Annotated in this window: 17 protein-coding genes; 7 read left to right on the top strand and 10 right to left on the bottom strand. The window is 70.9% G+C overall.

Annotation, left to right across the window (positions count from 1 at the left end):
• Nucleotides 1-12: 12 nt before the first annotated feature.
• The 4 genes from prcB to arc form a co-directional block, all read right to left on the bottom strand.
• Nucleotides 13-858 carry a proteasome subunit beta gene (gene prcB, locus AAHZ94_RS02385; RefSeq protein WP_349990146.1) on the bottom strand — a complete coding sequence of 282 codons (846 nt, stop codon included), beginning with the start codon at nt 856-858 and terminating at the stop codon, nt 13-15.
• 244 nt (nt 859-1,102) lie between these two features.
• Entirely contained in the window at nt 1,103-1,321 is a 219-nt protein-coding gene (locus AAHZ94_RS02380; RefSeq protein ID WP_176164861.1) for a ubiquitin-like protein Pup, read from the bottom strand.
• A 130-nt stretch (nt 1,322-1,451) separates the two neighbouring features.
• Nucleotides 1,452-2,963, bottom strand: a complete 1,512-nt coding sequence (gene dop, locus AAHZ94_RS02375; protein WP_349990145.1) for a depupylase/deamidase Dop — start codon at nt 2,961-2,963, stop codon at nt 1,452-1,454.
• Nucleotides 2,964-3,227: 264 nt separating this feature from the next.
• Entirely contained in the window at nt 3,228-4,994 is a 1,767-nt protein-coding gene (arc, locus tag AAHZ94_RS02370; protein ID WP_349990144.1) for a proteasome ATPase, read from the bottom strand.
• A 240-nt stretch (nt 4,995-5,234) separates the two neighbouring features.
• Between arc and AAHZ94_RS02365 the strand changes: the two genes are divergently transcribed.
• Nucleotides 5,235-5,585, top strand: a complete 351-nt coding sequence (locus AAHZ94_RS02365) for a ferredoxin (RefSeq protein WP_349990143.1) — start codon at nt 5,235-5,237, stop codon at nt 5,583-5,585.
• Between the two features lie 507 nt (nt 5,586-6,092).
• Here the strand turns inward: AAHZ94_RS02365 and AAHZ94_RS02360 are convergent.
• From AAHZ94_RS02360 to AAHZ94_RS02350, 3 genes are all read right to left on the bottom strand, one after another.
• Nucleotides 6,093-6,719 carry a hypothetical protein gene (locus AAHZ94_RS02360; RefSeq protein WP_349990142.1) on the bottom strand — a complete coding sequence of 209 codons (627 nt, stop codon included), beginning with the start codon at nt 6,717-6,719 and terminating at the stop codon, nt 6,093-6,095.
• A gap of 291 nt (nt 6,720-7,010) precedes the next feature.
• Entirely contained in the window at nt 7,011-7,985 is a 975-nt protein-coding gene (locus AAHZ94_RS02355; protein WP_349990141.1) for a tRNA (adenine-N1)-methyltransferase, read from the bottom strand.
• Nucleotides 7,986-8,210: 225 nt separating this feature from the next.
• A complete protein-coding gene (locus AAHZ94_RS02350) occupies nt 8,211-9,611 on the bottom strand; it encodes a site-2 protease family protein (RefSeq protein WP_502964562.1) in 1,401 nt (466 codons plus the stop codon).
• Between the two features lie 146 nt (nt 9,612-9,757).
• Between AAHZ94_RS02350 and AAHZ94_RS02345 the strand changes: the two genes are divergently transcribed.
• Nucleotides 9,758-10,684 (top strand): RecB family exonuclease, encoded by a 927-nt coding sequence (locus AAHZ94_RS02345; protein ID WP_349990139.1) that lies wholly within the window; start codon nt 9,758-9,760, stop codon nt 10,682-10,684.
• A gap of 13 nt (nt 10,685-10,697) precedes the next feature.
• A complete protein-coding gene (locus AAHZ94_RS02340; RefSeq protein ID WP_349990138.1) occupies nt 10,698-11,369 on the top strand; it encodes a response regulator in 672 nt (223 codons plus the stop codon).
• 306 nt (nt 11,370-11,675) lie between these two features.
• Here the strand turns inward: AAHZ94_RS02340 and AAHZ94_RS02335 are convergent, their stop codons facing one another.
• From AAHZ94_RS02335 to metH, 3 genes are all read right to left on the bottom strand, one after another.
• On the bottom strand, nt 11,676-13,280 hold the full coding sequence (locus AAHZ94_RS02335; RefSeq protein ID WP_349990137.1) for an ABC transporter substrate-binding protein: 1,605 nt from the start codon (nt 13,278-13,280) through the stop codon (nt 11,676-11,678).
• Between the two features lie 625 nt (nt 13,281-13,905).
• On the bottom strand, nt 13,906-14,634 hold the full coding sequence (locus tag AAHZ94_RS02330; protein ID WP_349990136.1) for an HAD family hydrolase: 729 nt from the start codon (nt 14,632-14,634) through the stop codon (nt 13,906-13,908).
• Between the two features lie 684 nt (nt 14,635-15,318).
• Nucleotides 15,319-18,825: a methionine synthase gene (metH, locus tag AAHZ94_RS02325; RefSeq protein WP_349990135.1), complete on the bottom strand. Its 3,507-nt coding sequence runs from the start codon at nt 18,823-18,825 to the stop codon at nt 15,319-15,321.
• A 246-nt stretch (nt 18,826-19,071) separates the two neighbouring features.
• Here metH and AAHZ94_RS02320 point away from each other — a divergent pair, with 246 nt between their 5' ends.
• The 4 genes from AAHZ94_RS02320 to AAHZ94_RS02305 all read left to right on the top strand — a co-directional run bounded on the left by AAHZ94_RS02320 (nt 19,072) and on the right by AAHZ94_RS02305 (nt 24,430).
• Entirely contained in the window at nt 19,072-19,836 is a 765-nt protein-coding gene (locus tag AAHZ94_RS02320) for an IclR family transcriptional regulator (protein WP_349990134.1), read from the top strand.
• 591 nt (nt 19,837-20,427) lie between these two features.
• Entirely contained in the window at nt 20,428-21,225 is a 798-nt protein-coding gene (locus AAHZ94_RS02315) for an MIP/aquaporin family protein (RefSeq protein ID WP_349990133.1), read from the top strand.
• 41 nt (nt 21,226-21,266) lie between these two features.
• Entirely contained in the window at nt 21,267-22,826 is a 1,560-nt protein-coding gene (glpK, locus tag AAHZ94_RS02310; RefSeq protein WP_349990132.1) for a glycerol kinase GlpK, read from the top strand.
• A gap of 2 nt (nt 22,827-22,828) precedes the next feature.
• Nucleotides 22,829-24,430, top strand: a complete 1,602-nt coding sequence (locus AAHZ94_RS02305; protein ID WP_349990131.1) for a glycerol-3-phosphate dehydrogenase/oxidase — start codon at nt 22,829-22,831, stop codon at nt 24,428-24,430.
• The last annotated feature ends 151 nt before the right edge of the window (nt 24,431-24,581 follow it).

Genomic DNA, 24,581 nt, shown 5'->3' with positions numbered 1-24,581 from the left:
CTTCCCTGTCCGTCAGAGGACGTCGGCCCGAGGGCCGTCCGGCTGTTGCAGTCGCCGGTCGTAGACGGCCCGCGCGATGGCGGACACCTCGGACTCGGCGAGGCGCCTGAAGCCCTCGTCGGTGATGACGGTGACGATCGGGTAGATGCGCCGGGCCAGGTCGGGCCCACCGGTGGCGGAGTCGTCGTCCGCCGCGTCGTAGAGCGCCTGCACCACAGCGGTGGCGGCCTGCTCTTCCGTCAGGTCGGCGCGGTAGAGCTTCTTGAGCGCGCCGCGGGCGAAGACCGAGCCCGAGCCGGTGGCCGCGAAGCCGTGCTCTTCGGAGCGCCCGCCGGTGACGTCGTACGAGAAGATGCGGCCCTTGCCGCGGTCCACGTCCCAGCCGGTGAACAGCGGCACCACGGCCAGGCCCTGCATCGCCATGCCGAGGTTGCCGCGGATCATGGTCGAGAGCCGGTTGGCCTTGCCCTCCAGGGAGAGCTGGACGCCCTCGACCTTCTCGAAGTGCTCCAGCTCCAACTGGAAGAGCTTGACCATCTCGACGGCGAGCCCGGCCGTGCCGGCGATGCCCACCGCCGAGTACTCGTCGGCCGGGAAGACCTTCTCGATGTCGCGCTGGGCGATGACGTTGCCCATCGTGGCCCTGCGGTCACCGGCGAGCACCACGCCGCCGGCGAAGGTGGCCGCCACGATCGTCGTCCCGTGCGGGGCCTCGATGGCGCCGCGCACCTCGGGCAGCGGGCGGTTGCCCGGCAGCAACTCGGGCGCGTGGTCGCCGAGGAAGTCCATGAACGAGGAGGACCCGGGCGTCAGGAAGGGTGCAGGTAGACGCCCAGTGATACGAGTGTTGGCTTCCACAAGTTTCCTTCCAGATATGCGAAGGCCCGGCGGCGAGCCCCCCGGGCCACCTCAACGTCCCCATGGCCACATCGCGGTTGAAGCACCGTACGTCCGGGACCCTACCCGTCCCATGACGTTGATCCACATGTGTGGCGGAAACGGCCGGGAGGAACACCAAGACCTCACCCGGCCGTCGCCACCGCGGCCCGCGGCGAAGCGGGCCCGTGCCCCTCATCAGAAGGGTCGATCAGCTACGGACGGCCTACTGGCCGCCCTTTTGCACGAAGGACCGCACGAAGTCTTCGGCGTTCTCCTCCAGGACGTCGTCGATCTCGTCCAGTACGGAGTCCACGTCGTCCGAGAGCTTCTCCTGCCGCTCCTTCAGGTCCTCAGCGGCCTGCGCGTCCTGGGCCTGCTCGTCGACCTCCTCCTTGGAACGCGTCGCTCGCTGCTGCCCACCGTCGGTGTCCTTGGTCGCCATATCCCTCACCCCGCTCGGTTCGACGTACAAGATCAGACCCTACAAGCCGGGCCCGACATCGGGCCCGTACTTGCTACAACGTTCGAGAACCACCTCGATGATTCCCTGATCACCCAGGTCTCAGACCCGCTCAGCCGCCCGACAGCACCCGGACCAGGTCCTCGGCGGTGCGACAGCGGTCCAGGAGCTCCTTGACGTGGTTGCGGGTGCCGCGCAGCGGCTCAAGCGTGGGCACCCGTTGCAGTGAGTCGCGGCCCGGCAGATCGAAGATCACCGAGTCCCAGGACGCCGCCGCCACGTCGTCGGCGTACTGCTCAAGGCAGCGCCCGCGGAAGTACGCCCTGGTGTCCTCCGGCGGCTTGCGCTCGGCTCGCTCGACCTCGGCCTCGTCCAGCAGGCGGGTCATCTTGCCGCGCGCCGCCAGCCGGTTGTACAGGCCCTTGTCGGGGCGTACGTCCGCGTACTGGAGGTCCACCAGGTGCAGCCTGGCCGCCTCCCAGTCCAGGCCGTCGCGGCGCCGGTAGCCCTCCAGCAGCTCGCGCTTGGCGACCCAGTCCAGCTCGCCCGCCAGGCTCATCGGATCGCGTTCCAGCCGGCCGAGCACGTCCTCCCAGCGCGCGAGGACGTCCTTGGTCTGCTCGTCCGCGTCAGCGCCGTACCGATCCTCCACGTACTTGTGCGCCAGCTCGAAGTACTCCATCTGGAGCTGCACCCCGGTCAGCGTGCGCCCGCTACGCAGCGTGATCAACTGTCGCAGGGTGGGGTCGTGCGAGACCTGGTGCAGCGTACGGACCGGTTGGTCGACGGCGAGGTCGACGGCGATGAACCCGTCCTCGATCATGGAGAGCACCAGCGCGGTGGTGCCCAGCTTGAGGTACGTCGAGATCTCGGAGAGGTTGGCGTCGCCAATGATCACGTGCAGCCTGCGGTACTTCTCGGCGTCCGCGTGCGGCTCGTCCCTGGTGTTGATCAGCGGGCGCTTGAGCGTCGTCTCCAGGCCCACCTCGACCTCGAAGTAGTCCGCGCGCTGGCTGATCTGGAAGCCGTGGTCGTGCCCGTCCTGCCCGATGCCGACCCGGCCGGCGCCGGTGACCACCTGCCGGGAGACGAAGAACGGGGTGAGGTGGCGAACGATGTCCGAGAACGGCGTCGCCCGCTTCATCAGGTAGTTCTCGTGGGTGCCGTAGGAGGCGCCCTTGTTGTCGGTGTTGTTCTTGTACAGGTGGATCGGCTGGGCACCGGGCAGCGCGGCGGCGCGCTCGGCGGCCTCGGCCATGATCCGCTCGCCCGCCTTGTCCCACAGCACGGCGTCCCTGGGGTTGGTGACCTCGGGCGCGCTGTACTCGGGGTGGGCGTGGTCCACGTACAACCGTGCACCGTTGGTGAGGATGACGTTGGCCAGGCCGATGTCCTCGTCCGTGAGCTGGCTGGAGTCCGCCGTCTCGCGGGCGAGGTCGAAGCCGCGGGCGTCCCGCAGCGGGTTCTCCTCCTCGAAGTCCCAGCGGGCGCGCCGCGCCCGGTGCATCGCCGCCGCGTAGGCGTTGACGATCTGGGACGAGGTGAGCATGGCATTGGCGTTCGGGTGGCCGGGGACGGAGATCCCGTACTCCGTCTCGATGCCCATTACTCGCCGTACGGTCATGCGGCCCTCCTTGCCCGGCGGCGCCCACCGGTCAGGTCGGCGCTCAAGTACCGCTGCGCATCCGGTGCGTATGCGGTGCCCGATCCCCACCCGCGGCGCTGCGGTACGAAGAGCCTAGAACGGCTGAGCGGCGCTGGGGAGATCATTACGGTCATTGCTCCGGTCGTTCGTTCGCCGACCGGCCGGAGAAAAGCATCCGGCTGCGGACGCCCCCAGGGTCCCCGCCGAGACGGGGATAGGACATCCGCAGCCGGAGCGCGGTTCTTACAGGTACTGGCCGGTGTTGGCCACGGTGTCGATGGACCGACCCGTGTCCGCCCCCTGCTTTCCGGTGACGAGCGTACGGATGAAGACGATCCGCTCGCCCTTCTTTCCGGAAATCCGGGCCCAGTCGTCCGGATTCGTGGTGTTCGGCAGGTCCTCGTTCTCCTTGAACTCGTCCACGCAGGCGGCGAGCAGATGGGAGACCCGAAGGCCCTTCTGGTCGTGGTCGAGGAATGCCTTGATGGCCATCTTCTTGGCCCGGTCGACGATGTTTTGGATCATCGCGCCGGAATTGAAGTCCTTGAAGTACAGGACTTCCTTGTCACCATTGGCGTAGGTGACCTCAAGGAACCGGTTCTCCTCGGATTCCGCATACATCTGCTCGACGACCGACTGAATCATGCCGCTGACGGCTGCCTGCCGCGATCCGCCGTGTTCGGCCAGGTCGTCGGTGTGCACCGGCAGGGTGGCCGTGAGGTACTTCGAGAAGATGTCCTTGGCGGCCTCCGCGTCCGGCCGCTCGATCTTGATCTTCACGTCGAGTCGGCCCGGCCGCAGGATCGCCGGGTCGATCATGTCCTCGCGGTTGGATGCACCGATGACGATGACGTTCTCCAGGCCCTCCACACCGTCGATCTCGGAGAGCAACTGGGGGACGATGGTGTTCTCCACGTCCGAGCTGACGCCGGAGCCACGGGTGCGGAACAGCGAGTCCATCTCGTCGAAGAAGACGATGACCGGCGTGCCCTCGCTGGCCTTCTCTCTGGCCCGCTGGAAGACCAGCCGGATGTGCCGCTCGGTCTCGCCGACGTACTTGTTGAGCAGCTCCGGCCCCTTGATGTTGAGGAAGAAGCTCTTGCCCGCCGGCTTGCCGGTCACCTCGGCGACCTTCTTGGCAAGGGAGTTGGCGACGGCCTTGGCGATCAGCGTCTTGCCGCAGCCGGGCGGGCCGTAGAGCAGCACGCCCTTGGGCGGCCGGAGTTCGTGCTCCTTGAAGAGGTCGGGGTAGAGGTACGGGAGCTCGACCGCGTCCCTGATCAGCTCGATCTGGTTCCCCAGGCCGCCGATCTTGGTGTAGTCGATGTCGGGGACCTCTTCGAGGACGAGCTCCTCGACCTCGCTCTTCGGAATGACCTCGTACACATACCCCGAGCGCGGCTCAAGCAGCAGGGCGTCGCCCGGCCTGATCGTCACGTCGAGCAGCGGCTCGGCCAGTCGCACCACGCGTTCTTCGTCGGTGTGCCCGACCACCAGGGCCCGCTCGCCGTCCTCAAGGATCTCCTTGAGGGTGACGATGTCCCCGGCGCGCTCGAAGGCCATGGCCTCGACCACGTTGAGCGCCTCGTTGAGCATGACCTCCTGGCCACGCCTGAGCTCGTCGAGATCGACGCTGGGGCTGACATTGACCCGGAGTTTCCGTCCTCCGGTGAAGATGTCCGCCGTGCCGTCCTCGTTCTGATGCAGGAAGACCCCGAAGCCGGCCGGTGGCTGGGCCAGCCGGTCGACCTCCTCCTTGAGCGCCACGATCTGATCGCGCGCCTCACGGAGGGTATTGGCGAGCCGCTCATTCTGTGCGGACACGCCTGCGAGGTTGGTCTGCAACTCGACGATCCGCTCTTCGAGAATCCTCGTGTGCCGCGGAGAGTCGGCGAGCTTACGTCGCAGGACGGCGATTTCCTGCTCTAGATAGGCAACCTGGCCGGCTGGGTCCTCAGACCCCCGCCCCGGCCGGATGCCGCGGTTGATGTCGTCGTCGTGGGCTGCCACGGTCCTCACCTCCTCCAAGGGGAGCTGGACGCTTCCAGACCCTACCTGGGCCGGTGCAGGTTGAAACCCCTAGATCACAAACCGTTCGGGGTGTGTCCGATCTTCACCCTTGCGCACGTCCTCTCGCCTGCTGAATACCCACCCAACAACATCCGAAAGCGGGCGGTTGTATGGTCGAGATGGTCAACACCCGTCAGGGCTGGCTTCAATTGGTTCACCCGCGCAGGAACGGCAGGCGAAATGACCGCGCAGAACACCGCGCACGACGAGGTCTCCGACACCGAAACGACGGCCGCCGCATCCGAGGCCCTTGAGGTGTGGATCGACCAGGACCTGTGTACCGGCGACGGCATCTGTGCCCAGTACGCGCCGGAGGTCTTCGAGCTCGACATCGACGGCCTGGCGTACGTCAAGGCGCCTGCGCCCGCGGGCGAGGAGGCCGAGTTGCTGTCCGCTCCCGGTGCGACGGCCCCGGTGCCGCTGCCGCTGCTCATCGACGTCCGGGACTCGGCCAAGGAGTGCCCAGGCGACTGCATCCACGTACGACGGGTGGCCGACAAGGTCGAGGTGTACGGGCCCGACGCGGCCTGATCCACTTTCCCCGCGCGGCGCCGGACGCTCCCGCTCCCCGGCGCGCCCTTCTTCCTGTTCCCCCCTTACGTTTGCGCAGCTCAGCGGCGTGGTGGCGGTTGACCGGCGACGTACGGCAGTGGCTGCTGCCGGGCTGGCGGGACCGCTTCGGCGGGGCTCTCGTGGGTGGGGGCTGTGGCCGGCAGCGGGCGTGACTGTGGGGCTGTGCCCGGGTGTGTGCCGTGACCGGCCGTGCCGTGGGTGGTGGCTGTCGGTCGGGGCGGGCCGGGTGTGCTTCCCGTGGGGTTGCCGCCGGGGCGGGTGTCTGCCGACCGCGTGGTTGTCGGCCGGGGCGTTCCGGTGCCGGGTGGGTGGGAGCGCGCGGGTTGCTCGTGTCGTACGGGGCCCGTGGGTGGGTCGGGGGCGGCGCACGCCGGGTGGGTCGGGCTCGGCGTGGTGGGTGGGTGGTGGCGGTTGGGTGGGGGTGCTCAGGGTGGTGGGTGGGTCCCACCCCGAGCGGTGGGTGGGTCACACGCTGCCCGGGACGGGGGCCGCCTTCAGCTCGAACTTGCCGTTGCGCCAGCGCCAGTTGACGTCCCGCTGGAGGTCCGGGCAGCAGCGCGGGACGTCCAGCGATGAGTAGCCCACCAAGGTGGCCGAAACCGTGCCGTCGACCACCACGAGGCGCTGCACGCTCATCTTCTCGGTCGGTTTGAGGAAGGTGCTCACCACCCGCGGCTTGGACCCTTGCTTGCCCGCGGAGTTGCGCGCGGCAGCCACCACGTAGATCCCGCTGGGCGGAGTGCCCGCCTCCGCGTGACAGCGGACCACGGCCACGGTCTCCGGGCGTCCGTCGCCGTCCAGGTCGCCCGAGGCGTGGCGTACGACGTCCACCGGGGCCGGCCCGCACTCCAACGGATAGGCGACGGCGCGGGCGTCCGGGGCCGGCACCGGGCTCGGTGGTGGGGGCGCGGCGGCCTCGGGGGTCGCCTTGGCGTCCGAGGGTTGGAAGGCGATCGCGCCGGTGACGACGGCTCCGAGGGCGAGCGCGGTGGTGATCCAGTGCACCCAGCGGGTGCGGGTGTGAGGGAGGCCAGGTCCGGGGACCGCCGCAGCGGGCGAAGGGGTGGACGCAGGGCCTGCCGAGGGCTGCACGCGGATAACTCCTGTGAGCGTCGTGGCGTCGGGGGTGGCCAGCATGGTGCCACACGTCACAGCCGGCGGATACAGCCGGGTGAGGGACGGCGGCACCCGGAGAACGAAGCGGCGCCGCCGACGGTTCCCCGGTGGGAAGTCGTCGGCGGCGCCGGGTAGTTCACAGTGGAGCGTCAGCCCCCTACCGATGCGCCGTGCGCGCCGGGCGCGCACGGTGGTTCCGTGCGCCGGGGGTGGCCGGGTGGCCGCGGCCGGGCCGGTGGGGCTGGTCGCGCCGGTGGGACCGGCGGATCAGGCGTCGGTCGCCGCGGACTCGGCGTCCGTGCCCGCCGAGCCGGCGGTGGAACCCTCCGCCCGGCTGCCCGCCCGGCCGGCGGTCTGGTCGCGACCGGGGCCGGTGTAGTCCTCGCCGTACGCGCCCTTGGCCGGGCGACGGCGGCGCAGCGGCGGCTCGACCCCGTCGGCCAGGCGGCGGGCGGTGAGCAGGAAGCCGGTGTGCCCGATCATGCGGTGGTCGGGGCGGACGGCCAGGCCCTCCACGTGCCAGGTGCGGACCATGGTCTCCCAGGCCGACGGCTCGTTGAAGGTGCCGTGCTCCCGGATCGCCTCGACGGTGCGGGCGAGCTGGGTGGTGGTGGCGACGTACGCGCACAGGATGCCGCCGGGCACCAGCGCCTTGGAGACGGCCTCCAGGCACTCCCAGGGCGCCAGCATGTCCAGGATGACCCGGTCGACATCGGTGTCCGACAGGTTGTCCTGGAGGTCGCCGACGGTGAGCTGCCAGGCGGGGTGCGGTCCGCCGAAGTAGCGCTCGACGTTCTGGGTGGCGATCTCGGCGAAGTCGGCGCGGCGCTCGTAGGAGTGCAGCATGCCCTGGTCGCCGATGGCGCGCAGCAGGAAGCTGCTGAGCGAGCCGGAACCCCCCCCCGCCGCGCCGACCCGGGCCCCGGGGAAGATGTCGGCCATCGCCAGGATCTGCCCCGCGTCCTTGGGGTAGACCACGGCGGCTCCGCGCGGCATGGACAGGACGTAGTCGGGGAGCAGCGGGCGCAGCGCGAGGTAGGCGACGTTCCCGGTGGTACGGACAACACTGCCCTCGGGAGCACCGATCAGCTCGTCGTGCGGGAAGGCACCCTTGTGGGTGTGGAAGCTCTTCCCGGCTTCGAGCGTGAAGGTGTAGGGGCGTCCCTTGGGGTCGGTGAGCTGGACCTGGTCCCCGACCTGGAAGGGCCCGCGACGGCGGGCGGCACCGGTCGGTTCGGACATGTGACCAGCCTACCGGTCTGACGCGGGACCGCCGACCGGCCCCGGCAGGGGCCCGGTGCGGGCCCGGTCCCGGGAGGCCGGGGCGAGCCTGCGGGGGCCTGGGGTGCGGGCGGCCCACCGCGCGTACGGCGGTGATCGGGCGCGCACGGACGCGTACGGAGCGGTCCGGGAACGCAGCCGGACCAGCAGGGGGGCGGGCGGACCAGCCGGGGCGGGGCCCTGGGGCTAGAAGGGGCGGGCCATCGCGGCCATGAAGGCGCGCTCGACATCGACGGTGGAGAGCACCCCGTAGATCTCGCCGGTCTCCTCGACGACCAGGTATTCGGTGGCGGGGGTGGCCCGCAGGGTCTCCAGGAGTTGTTCGCCGGTCAGCTCGGCGGAGACGCGCATGCCCTCCTTGAGGTCCTGGGCGAGGCCGCTGACCGCGACCCAGGGGCGGCGGTGTTCGGGGATGCCGACGATGGCGGCCTCGCGGACCAGGGCGGTCGGGGCGCCCTGGCCGTCGACCACGACCAGCGCCCTGGCCCCGGCCTCGTTGGCACGGCGCAGCGCCTCGGAGAGCGGGGTGTCGGCGGTGACCGGCACCGCGCGCCGGGTGAGGGCGCGGGCCCGCAGGTCCGGGAGGCGCTCGCGGAGCCTGGCCATCCGCAGGCTGTTGCCGGCGCCGGTCCAGATGATGGCGGCCAGGATGGCGGCGAGCAGCGCATCGGTGAGGGAGTCCACACTGCCGAAGCCGTCGGTGTCGCCGAAGCCGCCGGAGTGGGTGATCAGCGGCAGGCCGATCAGCACCGCGACCGCGAGCGCGCGGCCGGTCCAGGCGGCGGCGATGGTGCCGGTCATCGGCTTGCCGCTGATCTTCCAGACCACGGCCCGCAGCATCCGCCCGCCGTCCAGCGGCAGGCCGGGCAGCAGGTTGAAGGCGGCCACGATCAGGTTGGAGATCATCAGGCCGGCGAGCAGCACGCCCGGTACGGTGCCCGATTCCACGGTCTGCATGCCCAGGTAGAACAGGCCGGCGAGGACCAGCGAGAGCAGCGGTCCGACGAAGGCGAGGACGAACTCGCGCCCGGGCGTCTCCGACTCCTTCTCGATCTCCGAGACGCCGCCGAAGAACTGCAACTGGATGCGGCGCACCGGCAGTTTGAAGCGCAGGGCGGCCACCGTGTGGGCCAGTTCGTGCACCAGGACCGAAGCGTAGAAGGCGATGGCGAAGAAGAGCGAGACCAGGTAGCGCGCGGTGCCGAGCTCCGGTAGTACGCGGTCGAGCTGGCCGCCGAACACCCAGGTGATCAGGGCCGCCACCAGGAACCAGCTCGGCGCGACGTAGACCGGAACGCCGAACGGCCGGCCCATCAAAAAGCCGCCGCCGACCTCCTTGGGCCGCTCGGGCTTGCGGTCCCCGGGCTCGGTCGGGTGGTCCGGCCCCCCGCTGCCGGACTGCCGCTGCCCGCTGTTGTCCACGGTGTCCTCTCGTCTGTGCGTTCCTCGTGCCGCCGACGCTGCCGCGCGGCCATCTGGCGTGAGGTGTTCTGCCGTCGATGGTATGCGTCTGCCTGCGCTTCGCTCGGCCTCGGCTCCCCCTTTACCCGCACGGGGCCCCGCGCCCTTGTCCGTACGTGACCCCACAGGGGGGTCGCCGGTGCGGGGTCCGGGCGGTGGATGCCGTTCACAGGGCGCATGCCCGGTGGGGCTGGGGGTGATGCACGGGCCCCGTGTGGTCCGCCGGCGGCCGGTCGCCTCGATTGTCAGTGCGGGGCCGTAAGGTCGGCGCCATGGGAACCACGGAGCAGACGGAACGTACGGACCAGACGGGGCGGCCGGGTCGGGCGGCGTCCCGGGCGTCGCTGTCGTCTTCGCTGTCGCCGTCGCGGGCGGCGGACTTCATGCGCTGCCCGCTGCTGTACCGCTTCCGCGTGATCGACAAGTTGCCGGAGAAGCCGAGCCCGGCCGCCACCCGGGGCACGGTGGTGCACGCCGTCCTTGAGCGGCTCTTCGACTCCCCCGCGGCCGACCGTACGGCGCCGCGGGCGCGGTCGATGGTGCCCGGCGAGTGGGAGCGGCTGTTGGCCGCGAAGCCGGAGCTCGCCGCGCTGTTCGCGACCGACGACGGCGGTCAGGACACGGAGCGGATGGCGGGCTGGCTGCGCGAGGCGGAGCAGCTCGTCGAGCGGTGGTTCACGCTGGAGGACCCGACCCGGCTTGAGCCCGCCGAGCGCGAGCTGTACGTGGAGACGGAGCTGGAGTCGGGCCTGACGCTGCGCGGCTACATCGACCGGGTGGACGTGGCGCCCACCGGGGAGGTGCGCGTGGTCGACTACAAGACGGGCCGGGCGCCGTCCCCGCAGTACCGGGGCGACGCGCTGTTCCAGATGACGTTCTACGCGCTGGTGCTGTGGCGGCTGCGCGGCGTGGTGCCCAAGCGGCTCCAGCTCGTCTACCTGGGCAGTGGCGACGTGCTGACGTACGACCCGGAGGCGGCGGAGCTGCTGGCGCTCGAACGCAAGCTGCTGGCGCTGTGGGCGGCGATTCGGGAGGCGACCGAGACGGGGAACTGGCAGCCGCGGCAGACCAAGCTGTGCGGCTGGTGCGACCACCAGGCGGTGTGCCCCGAGTTCGGCGGCACTCCCCCGCCGTACCCCCTCAAGGTCATCCCCGCGCAGTCCGACCCGGCGGGTCAGGGCAGAATGGGCCAGGTCTAACGAAGGAGATCCCGTGGCTATCCGCGTCCTGCTCGTCGATGACCAGCCGCTGCTGCGCACCGGCTTCCGGATGATCCTGGAGGCCGAGCAGGACCTCGCGGTCGTGGGCGAGGCCGGCGACGGCCTCCAGGCCCTGGACCAGGTCAGGGCCCTCCAGCCGGACGTCGTCCTGATGGACATCCGGATGCCCCGGATGGACGGGGTGGAGGCCACCCGGCAGATCACCGGTCCCGGGCGGGACGGGCCGGCCAAGGTGCTGGTGCTGACCACCTTCGACCTCGATGAGTACGTGGTGGAGGCGCTGCGCGCCGGGGCCCGCGGCTTCCTGCTGAAGGACGCGCCGGCCAACGAGCTGGTGCAGGCGATCCGGGTGGTGGCCGCGGGCGAGGCCATGCTGGCCCCCAGCGTCACCCGTCGGCTGCTGGACAAGTACGCGGATCACCTGCCGTCGGGCGAGGAGCAGGTGCCCGACACGCTGCACACCCTGACCGACCGCGAGGTCGAGGTCCTCAAGCTGGTGGCCCGCGGGTTGTCCAACGCGGAGATCGCCGCCGATCTGTTCGTCAGCGAGACCACGGTCAAGACCCACGTGGGCCACGTCCTCACCAAGCTCGGCCTGCGGGACCGGGTGCAGGCGGCGGTGTACGCGTACGAGAGCGGTCTGGTCCGGCCGGGAGCGCAGTAGCAGGAGCGGCGCCGCAGGCGGCCGGCGCCCAGTCGGTGCCGGGCACCGGCACCACCTGCCGGCACCACCTGCCGGCAGGGCCCTGCCGTGGCCCCCATCGGCGTGTTCCCCCGCCCCTCTCCCCCCGCCGGCAGGAGTGGCTGCCCGCCGCCCACCAGCGCAATAACGCCGTGACGCACCCGGCCCCGCAGCGCTTCGATGCTGCGGGGCCGGGTGCGCACGGTGTCGAAGCGCCGGGAGGCCGGGAGTCGGCACAGCGCCGAAACGCTGCGGGGCCGGGGGTTCGGCGGCCCGGTGTCGGGGGCGTCAGTCCTTGACGCCGCGGCCCAGCTCCCAGAGGCGGAGCTTGCCCGCGTCGTCGACCGACCACTCCGCTCCGGTGATGCCGTCCCGGGTCGCCACGTACTGCTTGCCCTGCCACAGCGGCAGCACCGGCACCTCGTCCGCGACGATGTTCTGTACGTGCTGGAAGTCCCGCACGGCCAGGGTGCGCTGGCCCTGTTGCCGGGTGCGCGGGATCAGCACGTTCTCGATCGTGGAGTTCCGGTAGGGCGAGTTGAGGAAGTTGCCGGGGCCGAAGAAGGGGGCGACGTAGTTGTCGGGGTCCGGGAAGTCGGGGTACCAGCCCATGCCGTACACCGCGTACTTGCCCTCGGCAGCCGCCGGGCGGTAGGTGCCCCACGGGATGTCCTGGATCTTCGCCTTGAACAGCCCGCTGTCGTTGAGCTGTTGCCGCAGCGCCTGGAACTCCTTGGTGGTGACCGTGCCGTAGTGCTCCGACGAGTAGGAGAGCGTCACCTCGACCGGCGTGGTGATGTCGGCGTCGCGCAGGATCTTCTTGGCCTTGCTGACGCTGGGCTCGCCGTAGCTGTTGTAGAAGGAGTTGGTGTGGGCCGAGGTGCCCGTCGGCACCAGCGAGTACAGCGGGACGGTGGTGCGCCGGTAGACGTCCCGGGTCAGTGCCTGTCGGTCCACGAGCTGGGCCATCGCCTGCCGGACCGCCTTGCTGCGCACCGAGGAGTCGTCGGTGTTGAAGGCGAGGTAACGAATCTCCTGCCCCGACGACTCGGTCAGCTTGACGTCGCTCTGGTTGGTGTCGCGCAGCCGGACGACCTGCTCCGGGGCGAGCGTCCGGTTGACCGTGCTCACCTCGCCCTTGTCCAGCGCCTTCTGCATGTCCTTCGCCTCGGCGAAGAACTTCAGCTCGACCTTGCTGTTCCTGACCTCGACCGCGCCCTGGTACTTGGGGTTCTTGGTGAAGACGGCCTTGGTCAGCCGGCGGTCGCGGGTCTCGGTGCGCAGCGTGTACGGGCCGGAGCCGGTGACGTCGAAGCCGGACCTGAGCTTGTCCTTGGCGTAGTCGTCGCTGTCGAGCAGGGCGGCGGCGGGGGTGGCGAGCTTGTGCGGGAAGGTGGCGTCGGGCGACTTGAGGTGGAAGACGACTTCCAGTTCGCCGGCGGCCTCGACCTTGTCGATGTTGCTGGTCAGCGACAGCGGGCCGTTCTTGTAGTCGATGGCCTGGGTGCGCTGGAAGGAGAAGACGACGTCCTGCGCGGTGAGCGCGTTGCCGTTCGCGAAGGTCAGCCCGGACCGCAGGGTGCAGCGGAACTGCTCGCTCTGCTTGTCCTGGAACCCGCAGGTCTGCGCGGCGTCGGGCACCGGCTGGTTGCCCGAGCGCGGCATGCGCAGCAGCGTCTGGAAGACGTTGTGCATGAGGCTCCACGCACCGACGTCGTACGCCTGGGCCGGGTCGAGCGGCGCCGGGGCGCCGTCGGTCGCCTCGATCAGGTCGTTACTCCCCACGACGATCGAGTCGCCGTCGGAGCCCGCCCCATCGGCATCCCCGCAGCCCGCGAGAACGGATGTCAGCAGGCCCACCATCGCGGGCAACACCATCGCCTTACGGTTCATTCTCGGGGGTCTCCCTACCATCGAAACCCGGGGCCCTATCGCTGTTTGGCCAGCAGGCTACGGGGGTTGTGCTGAAGTTCTCCGGAAGACATTAGTAGGCGACCCCAGCATTACTGGAAGGCGGCGGAGTTGGGCAGATATCTCGGCACCATAACGCCGCCCCGGCGCGGGATATGCGCAACGCAGAACGATTCGTACGAGAGAGGTCCAATCGGGACACAAGGCCGCGCGCCAAACCGCCCAAATCTTCCCGTCAGCACACCCAACGACGACCTGTCGACGGCCAGTTCGGTGAGATATGTCACGCCAACGATCACGTCGTGACGCCCGTTTACGACCCGGTCAGAGCGGCCCGGGGCTAAGCGGAATTCGATCAGCGCATTCCACAAGCCGACCGCGTACGCACTGCATATGCCGTGATCAATTTCCGTAACCGACCCACGGCCACCGATCGACCGGGGCCGCGCGGGCAATCGTGAAGTGCCGCACCCGCGCGGCCCGTTGGGGCGGTAAGCATTACCTCACCCAAGGAAGATCATTTCCCCGAGTTCCGCTATCCCTTTGCGCTACGTCCCGCGGATATGACGCACCGTCCGCCACGGGAATACGACATGCGACCGAACGATTACGGAATCGGCATCCCGACCTGCTCGCGCGGGGCGATCAGGGTGCGCAGGAACGCCAGGTCCACCTGGAGCAACGACGGCGCGACCGTACGGCCGGGCGCGGGCTCGATGGGGGCGACGGACGGCACCGCGAGCACCGGGCAGCCGGCGGCTTCGGCAGCCGCCACGCCGGTCGCGGTGTCCTCGATGACGACGCAGCGCCGGGGATCGGCGCCGAGGCCGGCGGCGGCGAGCAGATAGGGGTCCGGGTACGGCTTGGTCCGCTCGACCTCGTCGCCGGCGACGGTGAGCGCGAAGTGCTCGGGACCCAGCGACCGCAATATCTGGTCGATGATCCGCCGGTGCGAGGCGGAGACCAGCGCGGTCGGCACACCGTGCGCGGTCAGTTCGGTCAACAGGCGCCGGGCGCCCGGCATCAGCGGCACGCTGCCCGCGATCAGTTCCGTGAAACGGGTGTTGAGCAGCGGGATCAACGCGTCGAGCGTGATGGCGGCGCCGGTGGTCTCGATCAGATAGGTGGCGCTGCGGGTCATCGGGCCGCCGACGACGACCGCGCGGTCCGCCTCGTCCAGCACGTGCCCGAGCTCCGCGAAGATCGCGGCCTCCGCCGCCCACCACAGGCCCTCGGTGTCCACCAGCGTGCCGTCCATGTCGAGCAGCACGCCCTCCAGCGCCGGGGCCGACTCCGCCCCCGCCGGCGTGTCGACCGCGGGGATGCTACTGGTCATCCATCCACCTCCGTGACGCGTGGCCCTCAGCGGGCCGTGCCCGGCGGGAAGGCCCCGCGAGGACAAGGGAGCCGGTCACTCTCCGTTGGGCAGAGGATGACCGGCTGTACTGGACCGATAAGTGTACGTCCGGCGCACGCCGGGCGCGCCCGGATATCTCACGGCTCGGCCCCACTCGGTGGCTCCCGCCACGGACCCCACGCGCGTCGCCCGCGCGTGTCCGAGCGCCGGGCCCGGCTCGCCCCAGCCGGTCTTGGTCCCACCGGGCCGCACTCCGCCGGACGGGGGACGGCCGCCCGCGCACGCCCGCCAGGCAGCCCCGTGCAGGCCGCCAGCCGGCTACGGGCGGCGAGCGGTACGGCCGGCCGCATACGGGCAGACGCGTACGGGCCCGGCAGTACGGCCAGCCGAGCGCCGGCGGACACCTACGCCACGGACCAGCCAGCACTACAGCCAGCCGGCCACCAGCAGACACGTACGGGCCCGGCAGCGCAGCCAGCCGCGCCCGGGCAGACACCTGCCGCACCACCAGCACGGCCCCGGCCCCGGCGCGGGCCCGGGCAGCCCCCGGCCCGCCCCGCGGTCGAAACAGCAGCAGAGCGCCCGGCACCGGACGTCAAAGGTCCAAGTGCCGGGCGCTCGGCCACGCGTCCGGTGTCGGGCGCCTGGCACCCGTGGTGGCCGTCAGCGGGCGTTGAAGTACTTCGCCTCCGGGTGGTGGATGACGATCGCGTCCGTGGACTGCTCCGGGTGGAGCTGGAACTCCTCCGACAGCTTCACACCGATCCGCTCGGGTTCGAGGAGTTCGGCGATCTTCGCGCGGTCCTCCAGGTCGGGGCAGGCACCGTAGCCGAGCGAGAAGCGGGCGCCGCGGTACTTCAGGTCGAACATGGCCTGCACCGAGTCCGGGTCCTCGCCGGCGTAGCCGAGTTCGGCGCGCACCCGGGCGTGCCAGTACTCCGCCAGCGCCTCGGCGAGCTGCACCGACAGGCCGTGCAGCTCCAGGTAGTCGCGGTAGGAGTTGGCCGCGAACAGTTCGGCCGTCGCCTCGCCGATCTTGGAGCCGACGGTGACGACCTGGAGCCCGACCACGTCCCGCTCGCCGGACTCCTCCGGGCGGAAGAAGTCGGCCAGGCACAGCCGCCGGCCACGGCGCTGCCGCGGGAAGGTGAAGCGGGTGCGCTCGGTGCCGTCCTCGTGCAGCAGCACCAGGTCATCGCCCTTGGACACGCAGGGGAAGTAGCCGTAGACCACGGCCGCCTCCAGCAGGTTCTCCGAGCGCAGCTTGTCCAGCCAGCCGCGCAGCCGGGGCCGGCCCTCGGTCTCCACCAGCTCTTCGTACGTCGGACCCTCGCCGGTGCGCGCCTGCTTCAGGCCCCACTGGCCCTTGAAGAGCGCGCCCTCGTCCAGCCAGGAGGCGTAGTCGACCAACTGGATGCCCTTGACCACCCGGGTGCCCCAGAACGGCGGCTCGGGCACCGGGTTGTCGACGGCCACGTCGGAACGGACCTGGCCCTCGTCGGGCTCCGGCTCGGCGACCTCGACCGCGCGCTTGGCGACCCGGCGCTGGCGCAGCTCGGGCAGGGTCGCGCCGGGCACGCCGCGCTTGACCGCGATCAGCGCGTCCATCAGCCGCAGCCCCTCGAAGGCGTCCCTGGCGTAGCGGACCTCGCCCTCGTAGATCTCGTACAGGTCCTGCTCGACGTAGGCGCGGGTGAGGGCGGCGCCGCCGAGGATGACCGGGTAGTCGGCGGCCAGCTTGCGCTGGTTGAGCTCCTGGAGGTTCTCCTTCATGATCACGGTGGACTTCACCAGCAGCCCCGACATGCCGATCACGTCGGCCCGGTGCTCCTCAGCGGCCTCCAGGATCGCCGAGACGGGCTGCTTGATGCCCAGGTTGACCACGTTGTAGCCGTTGTTGGACAGGATGATGTCCACCAGGTTCTTGCCGATGTCATGGACGTCGCCGCGTACGGTCGCGAGCACGATGGTGCCCTTGCCCTCCGCGTCCGACTTCTCCATGTGCGGCTCCAGGTGGGCCACCGCGTTCTTCATCACCTCGGCGGACTGGAGGACGAAGGGCAACTGCATCTGGCCGGAGCCGAAGAGTTCGCCGACCACCTTCATGCCGGCGAGCAGCGTGTCGTTGACGATGTCGAGCGCCGGTCGGGAGGTGAGCGCCTCGTCCAGGTCGGCTTCCAGGCCCTTGCGCTCGCCGTCGATGATGCGGCGCTGGAGTCGCTCTTCGAGCGGCAGGCTCAGCAGCTCTTCGGACTTGCTGGCCTTGAGCGACTTGGCGGTGGCGCCCTCGAAGAGCTCCAGGAGGCGCTGGAGCGGGTCGTAGCCCTCCGCGCGCCGGTCGTAGATGAGGTCGAGCGCCGTCTTGACCTGCTCCTCGTCCAGCCGGGCGATCGGCAGGATCTTGGAGGCGTGCACGATCGCCGAGTCCAGGCCGGCCTTGACGCACTCGTCGAGGAATACGGAGTTGAGCACGATGCGGGCGGCCGGGTTGAGGCCGAAGGAGATGTTCGACAGGCCCAGCGTGGTCTGCACGTCGGGGTGGCGGCGCTTGAGTTCGCGGATGGCCTCGATGGTGTTCAGGCCGTCCTTGCGGGACTCCTCCTGCCCGGTGCAGATGGTGAAGGTGAGGCAGTCGATGAGGATGTCCGACTCCTGGATGCCCCAGTTGGTCGTCAGGTCCTCGATCAGCCGCTCGGCGATGGCGACCTTGTGCTCGACGCTGCGGGCCTGGCCCTCCTCGTCGATGGTGAGCGCCATCAGCGCCGCGCCGTGCTCCTGGGCCAGCGCGGTGACGCGGGCGAAGCGGGACTCGGGGCCCGCGCCGTCCTCGTAGTTGACCGAGTTGATGACGGCCCGGCCGCCCAGCTTCTCCAGCCCGGCGCGGATGACGTCGACCTCGGTGGAGTCGAGCACGATGGGGAGCGTGGAGGCGGTGGCGAAGCGGCCGGCCAGCTCGCGCATGTCGGCGGCGCCGTCCCGGCCCACGTAGTCCACGCACAGGTCGAGCAGGTGGGCGCCCTCGCGGATCTGGTCGCGGGCCATCTCCACACAGTCGTCCCAGCGGCCCTCCAGCATGGCCTCGCGGAACTTCTTGGAGCCGTTGGCGTTGGTGCGCTCGCCGATCGCCAGGTAGGAGGTGTCCTGGCGGAAGGGGACGGTCTGGTAGAGCGAGGCGGCGCCGGGCTCGGGGTGCGGGTCGCGCTCGGTGGGCGTCATGTCCCGGACCCGCTCGACCACCTGGCGCAGGTGCTCGGGCGTGGTGCCGCAGCAGCCGCCGACCAGCGAGAGCCCGTACTCGCGGACGAAGACCTCGTGCGCGTCGGCCAGCTCCACCGGGCTGAGCGGGTAGTGCGCGCCGTCCTTGCCGAGCACGGGCAGACCGGCGTTGGGCATCGCGGAGACCCGGGTGCGCGCGTGCCGGGCCAGGTAGCGCAGGTGCTCGCTCATCTCGGCGGGGCCGGTGGCGCAGTTGAGGCCGATCATGTCGATGCCGAGCGGTTCGAGCGCGGTGAGCGCGGCGCCGATCTCGGAGCCGAGCAGCATGGTGCCGGTGGTCTCGACGGTGACCTGGACCAGCAGCGGCAGGTCCACGCCGGCGGCGGCCAGCGCGCGCTTGACGCCGATGACGGACGCCTTGGTCTGGAGCAGGTCCTGGGTGGTCTCGACGAGCAGCGCGTCGGCGCCACCGGCGATCAGCCCGGCGGCGTTCTCCTGGTACGCGTCGCGCAGCGCCTCGTACGGGGCGTGGCCGAGGGTGGGGAGCTTGGTGCCGGGGCCCATCGAGCCGAGCACCCAGCGGGGCCGGCCGTCGGCGGCGAACTCGTCGGCGACCTCACGGGCGATGCGGGCGCCCGCCTCGGAGAGCTCGTAGATCCGGTCGGCGATCTCGTACTCGCCGAGCGCGGAGAAGTTGGCGCCGAAGGTGTTCGTCTCCACACAGTCCACGCCGACGGCGAAGTACTCCTGGTGGACGCTGCGCACGATGTCGGGGCGGGTGACGTTGAGGATCTCGTTGCAGCCTTCGAGCTGCTGGAAGTCGTCGAGACTGGGGTCCTGCGCCTGGAGCATCGTGCCCATGGCGCCGTCCGCGACCACCACTCGGGTGGCCAGGGCCTCGCGCAGGGCGCGGACGCGGTCGGTGCTGGTGGACGATGGCGTGTACGAGGCCATGGGCGTGCTCTCCCTGAGGTGCGACGGCTGTCGGCTTTGCGTCTTCCGGTGGAAGGCGCACCCGGCCAGCCTAGCCCTCAGTGCCGAAGTGGCGCCGGACGTCCCGTGTGACGGGACGGTACGGGGCGGGATCAACGGCCGAATCTCGACGTGCTCCGCTCCGTTGCTCAGTATCCGCAGGTCGACATGGGCCGATAGTGTTCAGCATTGTCGAACCGTAGGTACTGGACCTGAGGAGGTTGCGCGATGGCACGGACCATCCAGTCGCTGGAGCGCGCGGCGGCGATGCTCCGGCTGCTGGCGGGCGGCGAGCGCAGGCTCGGCCTCTCCGAGATCGCCACCTCCCTCGGCCTGGCCAAGGGCACCGCGCACGGCATCCTGCGCACGCTCCAGCAGGAGGGTTTCGTCGAGCAGGACCCGGCGTCCGGACGCTACCAACTGGGCGCCGAACTGCTGCGGCTCGGCAACAGCTACCTCGACGTCCACGAGCTGCGCGCCCGCGCCCTGGTGTGGGCCGACGACCTGGCGCGGGCCAGCGGCGAAAGCGTCTACCTGGGGGTCCTGCACCAGCAGGGGGTGCTGATCGTGCACCACGTCTTCCGGCCCGACGACAGCCGCCAGGTGCTTGAGGTGGGCGCGATGCAGCCGCTGCACAGCACGGCGCTCGGCAAGGTGCTCGCCGCCTGCGACCCGGTGGCCCACACCGAGGCCGTCGAGGGCGAACGCCGGTCGTACACGGCGCGCACGGTGACCGAGCTCAAGGAGTTCGAGGGCGTCCTCGACCTGGTCAGGGCGCGCGGCTGGGCTGCCGACGTGGAGGAGACCTGGGACGGCGTGGCCTCGCTCGCCGCCCCCATCCACGACCGGCGCCGGATGCCGGTGGGCGCGGTCGGCGTCACCGGCGCCGTGGAGCGGGTGTGCGCGGACGGCACGCTCCGGCCGGAGCTGGTCGCGGCCGTGCGCGACTGCGCCCGAGCGGTCTCCCGCGACCTGGGGGCCGGGCGCTTCTAGGGCGTACGGGCCCAGCCGGATCAGCCGGGGCCGGGTCAGCCCCGGCCCACCCCGCCCCAGCCGACCATCCGCCCCACCGCCAAGCCTCCGCGTACGCAGTTCGACCACCGCGACGGCTGGTCGCCCCGTACGAGCCGATCGCGGCGCCGCTCCCACGTACGCACCGGCCGGGAGGCCCCCGTCCGGCGGCCCGCCCTGGCCGTACCCCCACCCCCGTACGGAGCCCCCGCGCCGGCAAGCCCAAAACGCCCGCCCGCGCGCGGGCCCCTGCGGGGCCATGCGGCGGTGGCGCGTCGCCGATCCGGGGGTACGCGCGGCGTACCGGCGGGTTCCGGCGGGCGCGGCCGGGTAGGGCTAACCACCCCGTACTCAACAGTCACTTACCCGCGAGTTTTGAGTCACAGGACTCTTGACGAGGTGGAAGGCGTCGAGAAAACTGCCGTTCACCGGTCGGCATTGTCGAACACCTAACGACAGTATTCGCTATGGTGGGCAACGTCACGGGCCGGCCAAACGCGCTCACCGAGCGCGCGAACCTCCGGAAGGGACCCGGGGTTCGCCTTTCCTGGACGAACGACAAAGGAGTCGCGGGTGTCCAGCTCCGACATCTTCATCGGCGAAACCATCGGAACCGCCGTCCTGATCCTGCTCGGCGGCGGCGTGGTCGCCGCCGTCACGCTCAAGCGGTCGAAAGCACTCAACGCGGGCTGGCTCGCCATCACCTTCGGGTGGGGCTTCGCCGTGCTGACCGGCGCGTACATCGCGGGCGGGGTCAGCGGAGCGCACCTGAACCCGGCGGTCACCGTCGGCCTGGCCATCAAGGGCGGCGCGGGCGGCACCCAGTGGAGCGACGTACCGCTGTACGTGGCCTCGCAACTCCTCGGCGCGATGATCGGCGCCGTCCTGGTCTGGGTCAGCTACTACGGCCACTTCCAGGCCCATCTGACCGACCCCGAGGTCATCGGCGACCAGGGCGGGCAGGAAGGTCTCGTCGACCAGTCGGCCGCCCCCGCCGCGGGCCCGGTGCTCGGCATCTTCTGCACCGGCCCGGAGATCCGCAACGTCGTCCAGAACCTGGCCACCGAGATCATCGCCACCACCGTCCTGGTGCTCGCCATCCTCACCCAGGGACTGACCGAGGGGCTCGGCGTCTCGGGCACCGGCGCCCTGATGACCTCGCTGGTCGTGGTCGGCCTCGGGCTCTCGCTCGGCGGGCCCACCGGGTACGCCATCAACCCGGTGCGCGACTTCGGCCCGCGCCTGGTGCACGCCCTGCTGCCGCTGCCCAACAAGGGCGGTTCGGACTGGGGCTACGCCTGGATTCCCGTCGTCGGCCCCCTTGCTGGTGGGGCGCTCGCCGGCGGACTCTACGAACTCGCCTTCGCCTAACGCCCCGCCCACCGACGTCACTTCCGCAGGAGCCGCACACCATGACCGACACCCAGGACTACAGCTCGGCCCCGGGCGCCGCCTCGCACGGCCACGGCCCGTTCATCGCCTCCATCGACCAGGGCACCACCTCAAGCCGCTGCATCGTCTTCGACCGGGACGGCCGCATCGTCGCGGTCGACCAGAAGGAGCACGAGCAGATCTTCCCCAAGCCCGGCTGGGTCGAGCACGACGGCGCCGAGATCTGGACCAACGTCCAGGAGGTCACCGCGGGCGCCGTCGCCAAGGCCGGCATCACCGGCGCCGACGTCCGGGCGATCGGCATCACCAACCAGCGCGAGACGACCCTGCTGTGGGACAAGAACACCGGCGAGCCGGTGCACAACGCGCTGGTCTGGCAGGACACCAGGACCGACGGGCTGTGCAAGGAACTGGGCCGCAACGTCGGCCCCGACCGGTTCCGCCGCGAGACCGGCCTGCCGCTCGCCTCCTACTTCGCCGGCCCCAAGATCCGCTGGCTGCTCGACCACGTGGACGGCCTGCGCGAGCGCGCCGAGGCCGGCGAGATCCTCTTCGGCACCATGGACTCCTGGGTCATCTGGAACCTGACCGGCGGCCCCGACGGCGGCGTCCACGTCACCGACGTCACCAACGCCTCGCGCACCCTGCTGATGAACCTGGCCACGCTCGACTGGGACGAGCGCATCCTGGCCTCGATGGAGATCCCGGCCGCGGTGCTGCCGCAGATCCGCTCCTCCGCCGAGGTGTACGGGACGGCCAAGGGCGGCGCGCTGGACGGCGTGCCGGTGGCCGCCGCGCTCGGCGACCAGCAGGCCGCGCTGTTCGGCCAGACCTGTTTCGCCAAGGGCGAGGCGAAGTCCACCTACGGCACCGGCACCTTCCTGCTGATGAACACCGGCAACGCGCCGGTCAACTCGTACAACGGGCTGCTGACCACCGTCGGCTACCGGATCGGCGACCAGGACCCGGTCTACGCCCTGGAGGGGTCGATCGCGGTCACCGGGTCGCTGGTGCAGTGGATGCGCGACCAGATGGGCCTGATCAACAGCGCGGCCGAGATCGAGACCCTCGCCAGCTCCGTGGACGACAACGGCGGCGCCTACTTCGTGCCCGCCTTCTCCGGCCTGTTCGCCCCGTACTGGCGCGCGGCCGCGCGCGGGGTGATCGCCGGGCTCACCCGGTACGTCACCAAGGCGCACATCGCGCGCGCCGTCCTGGAGGCCACCGCCTGGCAGACCCGCGAGATCGTGGACGCGATGACCAAGGACTCCGGCGTGGAGCTGACCGCACTCAAGGTCGACGGCGGAATGACCTCCAACAACCTGCTCATGCAGACCATCTCGGACGTCCTGGACGCACCCGTCGTGCGCCCCATGGTCGCCGAGACCACCGCACTCGGCGCGGCCTACGCCGCCGGTCTGGCCGTCGGCTTCTGGCCGGACACCGACGCACTGCGCGCCAACTGGCGCCGGGCCGCCGAGTGGACCCCCCGTATGGATGCGGACGTACGCGACCGCGAGTACAAGAGCTGGCTCAAGGCCGTCGAACGGACCATGGGCTGGATCGAGGACGAGGAGTAATCATGACCACCGTGCAGAGCGTCCCCGAGCCCGGAACGCACCCGGCTGCCGGTCCGCGCCAGGACCGCGCCGAAACCCGGGACCGGCTGTCCAGCGCGACGTACGACCTCCTGGTGATCGGCGGCGGCATCCTGGGCACCTCGGTGGCCTGGCACGCCGCGCAGTCCGGACTGCGGGTCGCCATGGTGGACGCCGGTGACTTCGCCGGCGCCACCTCGTCCGCCTCCTCCAAGCTGGTCCACGGCGGGCTGCGCTACCTCCAGACCGGTGCGGTCAAGCTGGTCGCGGAGAACCACCACGAGCGCCGGGTGCTGGCCAAGGACGTGGCCCCGCACCTGGTCAACCCGCTCACCTTCTACCTGCCGGTCTACAAGGGCGGGCCGCACGGCGCCGCCAAGCTGGGCGCCGGCGTCTTCGCGTACTCGGCGCTCTCCGCGTTCGGCGACGGCGTCGGCCGGGTCATCTCGCCCAGCCGGGCCGCCGCCGACAACCCGGCGCTGCGCACCGAGAACCTCAAGGCCGTCGCCGTCTTCGGCGACCACCAGATGAACGACTCGCGGGTCGCGGTGATGACCGTGCGCGCGGCAGTCGAGTCCGGCGCCGTGGTGCTCAACCACGCCAAGGTCACCGGGTTGCGCTTCACGCACGGCCGGGTCACCGGCGCCGACCTCCAGGACGGCCTGGACGGCAGCGAGTTCGGCGTGAACGCGCGCATCGTGCTCAACGCCACCGGCCCCTGGGTCGACCACCTGCGGCGGATGGAGGACGGCGGCGCGGCGCCCAGCATCCGGCTCTCCAAGGGCGCGCACGTGGTGCTCAAGCGGAAGGCGCCGTGGAAGGCCGCGATGTCCACGCCGGTGGACAAGTACCGCATCACCTTCGCCCTGCCGTGGGAGGACCAGCTCCTGCTGGGCACGACCGACGAGGCGTACGAGGGGGACCCGGGCGAGGTGCGGGCCACCGATTCCGACATCGACCAGATTCTGGCGGAGGCCGCGTTCTCGGTCCGCGACGAGCACCTGACGCGCGACCTGATCACCTACGCGTACGCGGGTCTGCGGGTGCTGCCCGGCGGCCCGGGCGGCACCGAGTCCGCCAAGCGGGAGACGGTGGTCACCGAGGGCCGCGGCGGCATGCTGTCGGTGGCCGGCGGCAAGTGGACCACCTACCGGCACATCGGCCGCACCGTCATCAACAAGCTGGCCAAGCTGCCCGGCGGGTCGCTCGCCGCGGACATGGAACCGCTGTCGCAGCTCCCGCGCCGGGTGCCGCTGCCCGGCATCGCCAACCCGAACGCGGTCGCGCACCGGCTGCTCGTGGACCGCGAGCCCGGCGTGCGGATGGACCCGCTGACCGCGCGCCAACTCGCCACCCACTACGGCTCGCTGGCCTTCGAGATCGCCCGGCTGGTCGCCGACGACCCGGCGCTGGGCGAGCGCATCCACCCGGAGGGCCCGGAGATCTGGGCCCAGGCGGTCTACGCGCGTGACCACGAGTGGGCGGAGACCGTGGACGACGTGCTGCGCCGCCGCACCACGCTGACCATCCGCGGTCTGGACACGGATGAGGTACGGGGCAAGGTGGCGGAGTTGCTGCGCCGCTGAGGGACTGCGGGTGGCCGCGGGCTGCCGCCGGGCGGGGCCGGTCGGGGCCGGGCGGGGCCGGGGGCGCCCCGCCGCGGGGGGGGGGCGCCGCGGGGCGGGGGCGGGGGGGGGCCCCGGGGGGGGGGGGGGGGTTTTCACAACTGGCGCGGGC

This window comes from Streptomyces sp. HSW2009 (assembly GCF_040240285.1).
GTDB lineage: Bacteria > Actinomycetota > Actinomycetes > Streptomycetales > Streptomycetaceae > Streptomyces.
Note: the sequence above shows the minus strand (reverse complement) of the source record. Positions and strands in the feature narration are given on the sequence as shown.

Excerpts from the sequence above, each read along its gene's own strand:
- AAHZ94_RS02380 (WP_176164861.1), bottom strand. The coding sequence starts at position 1,321 with ATGGCGACCAAGGACACCGACGGTGGGCAGCAGCGAGCGACGCGTTCC.
- dop (WP_349990145.1), bottom strand. The coding sequence starts at position 2,963 with ATGACCGTACGGCGAGTAATGGGCATCGAGACGGAGTACGGGATCTCC.
- AAHZ94_RS02365 (WP_349990143.1), top strand. The coding sequence starts at position 5,235 with ATGACCGCGCAGAACACCGCGCACGACGAGGTCTCCGACACCGAAACG.
- AAHZ94_RS02355 (WP_349990141.1), bottom strand. The coding sequence starts at position 7,985 with ATGTCCGAACCGACCGGTGCCGCCCGCCGTCGCGGGCCCTTCCAGGTC.
- AAHZ94_RS02345 (WP_349990139.1), top strand. The coding sequence starts at position 9,758 with ATGGGAACCACGGAGCAGACGGAACGTACGGACCAGACGGGGCGGCCG.
- AAHZ94_RS02335 (WP_349990137.1), bottom strand. The coding sequence starts at position 13,280 with ATGAACCGTAAGGCGATGGTGTTGCCCGCGATGGTGGGCCTGCTGACA.
- AAHZ94_RS02330 (WP_349990136.1), bottom strand. The coding sequence starts at position 14,634 with ATGACCAGTAGCATCCCCGCGGTCGACACGCCGGCGGGGGCGGAGTCG.
- metH (WP_349990135.1), bottom strand. The coding sequence starts at position 18,825 with ATGGCCTCGTACACGCCATCGTCCACCAGCACCGACCGCGTCCGCGCC.
- AAHZ94_RS02320 (WP_349990134.1), top strand. The coding sequence starts at position 19,072 with ATGGCACGGACCATCCAGTCGCTGGAGCGCGCGGCGGCGATGCTCCGG.
- glpK (WP_349990132.1), top strand. The coding sequence starts at position 21,267 with ATGACCGACACCCAGGACTACAGCTCGGCCCCGGGCGCCGCCTCGCAC.
- AAHZ94_RS02305 (WP_349990131.1), top strand. The coding sequence starts at position 22,829 with ATGACCACCGTGCAGAGCGTCCCCGAGCCCGGAACGCACCCGGCTGCC.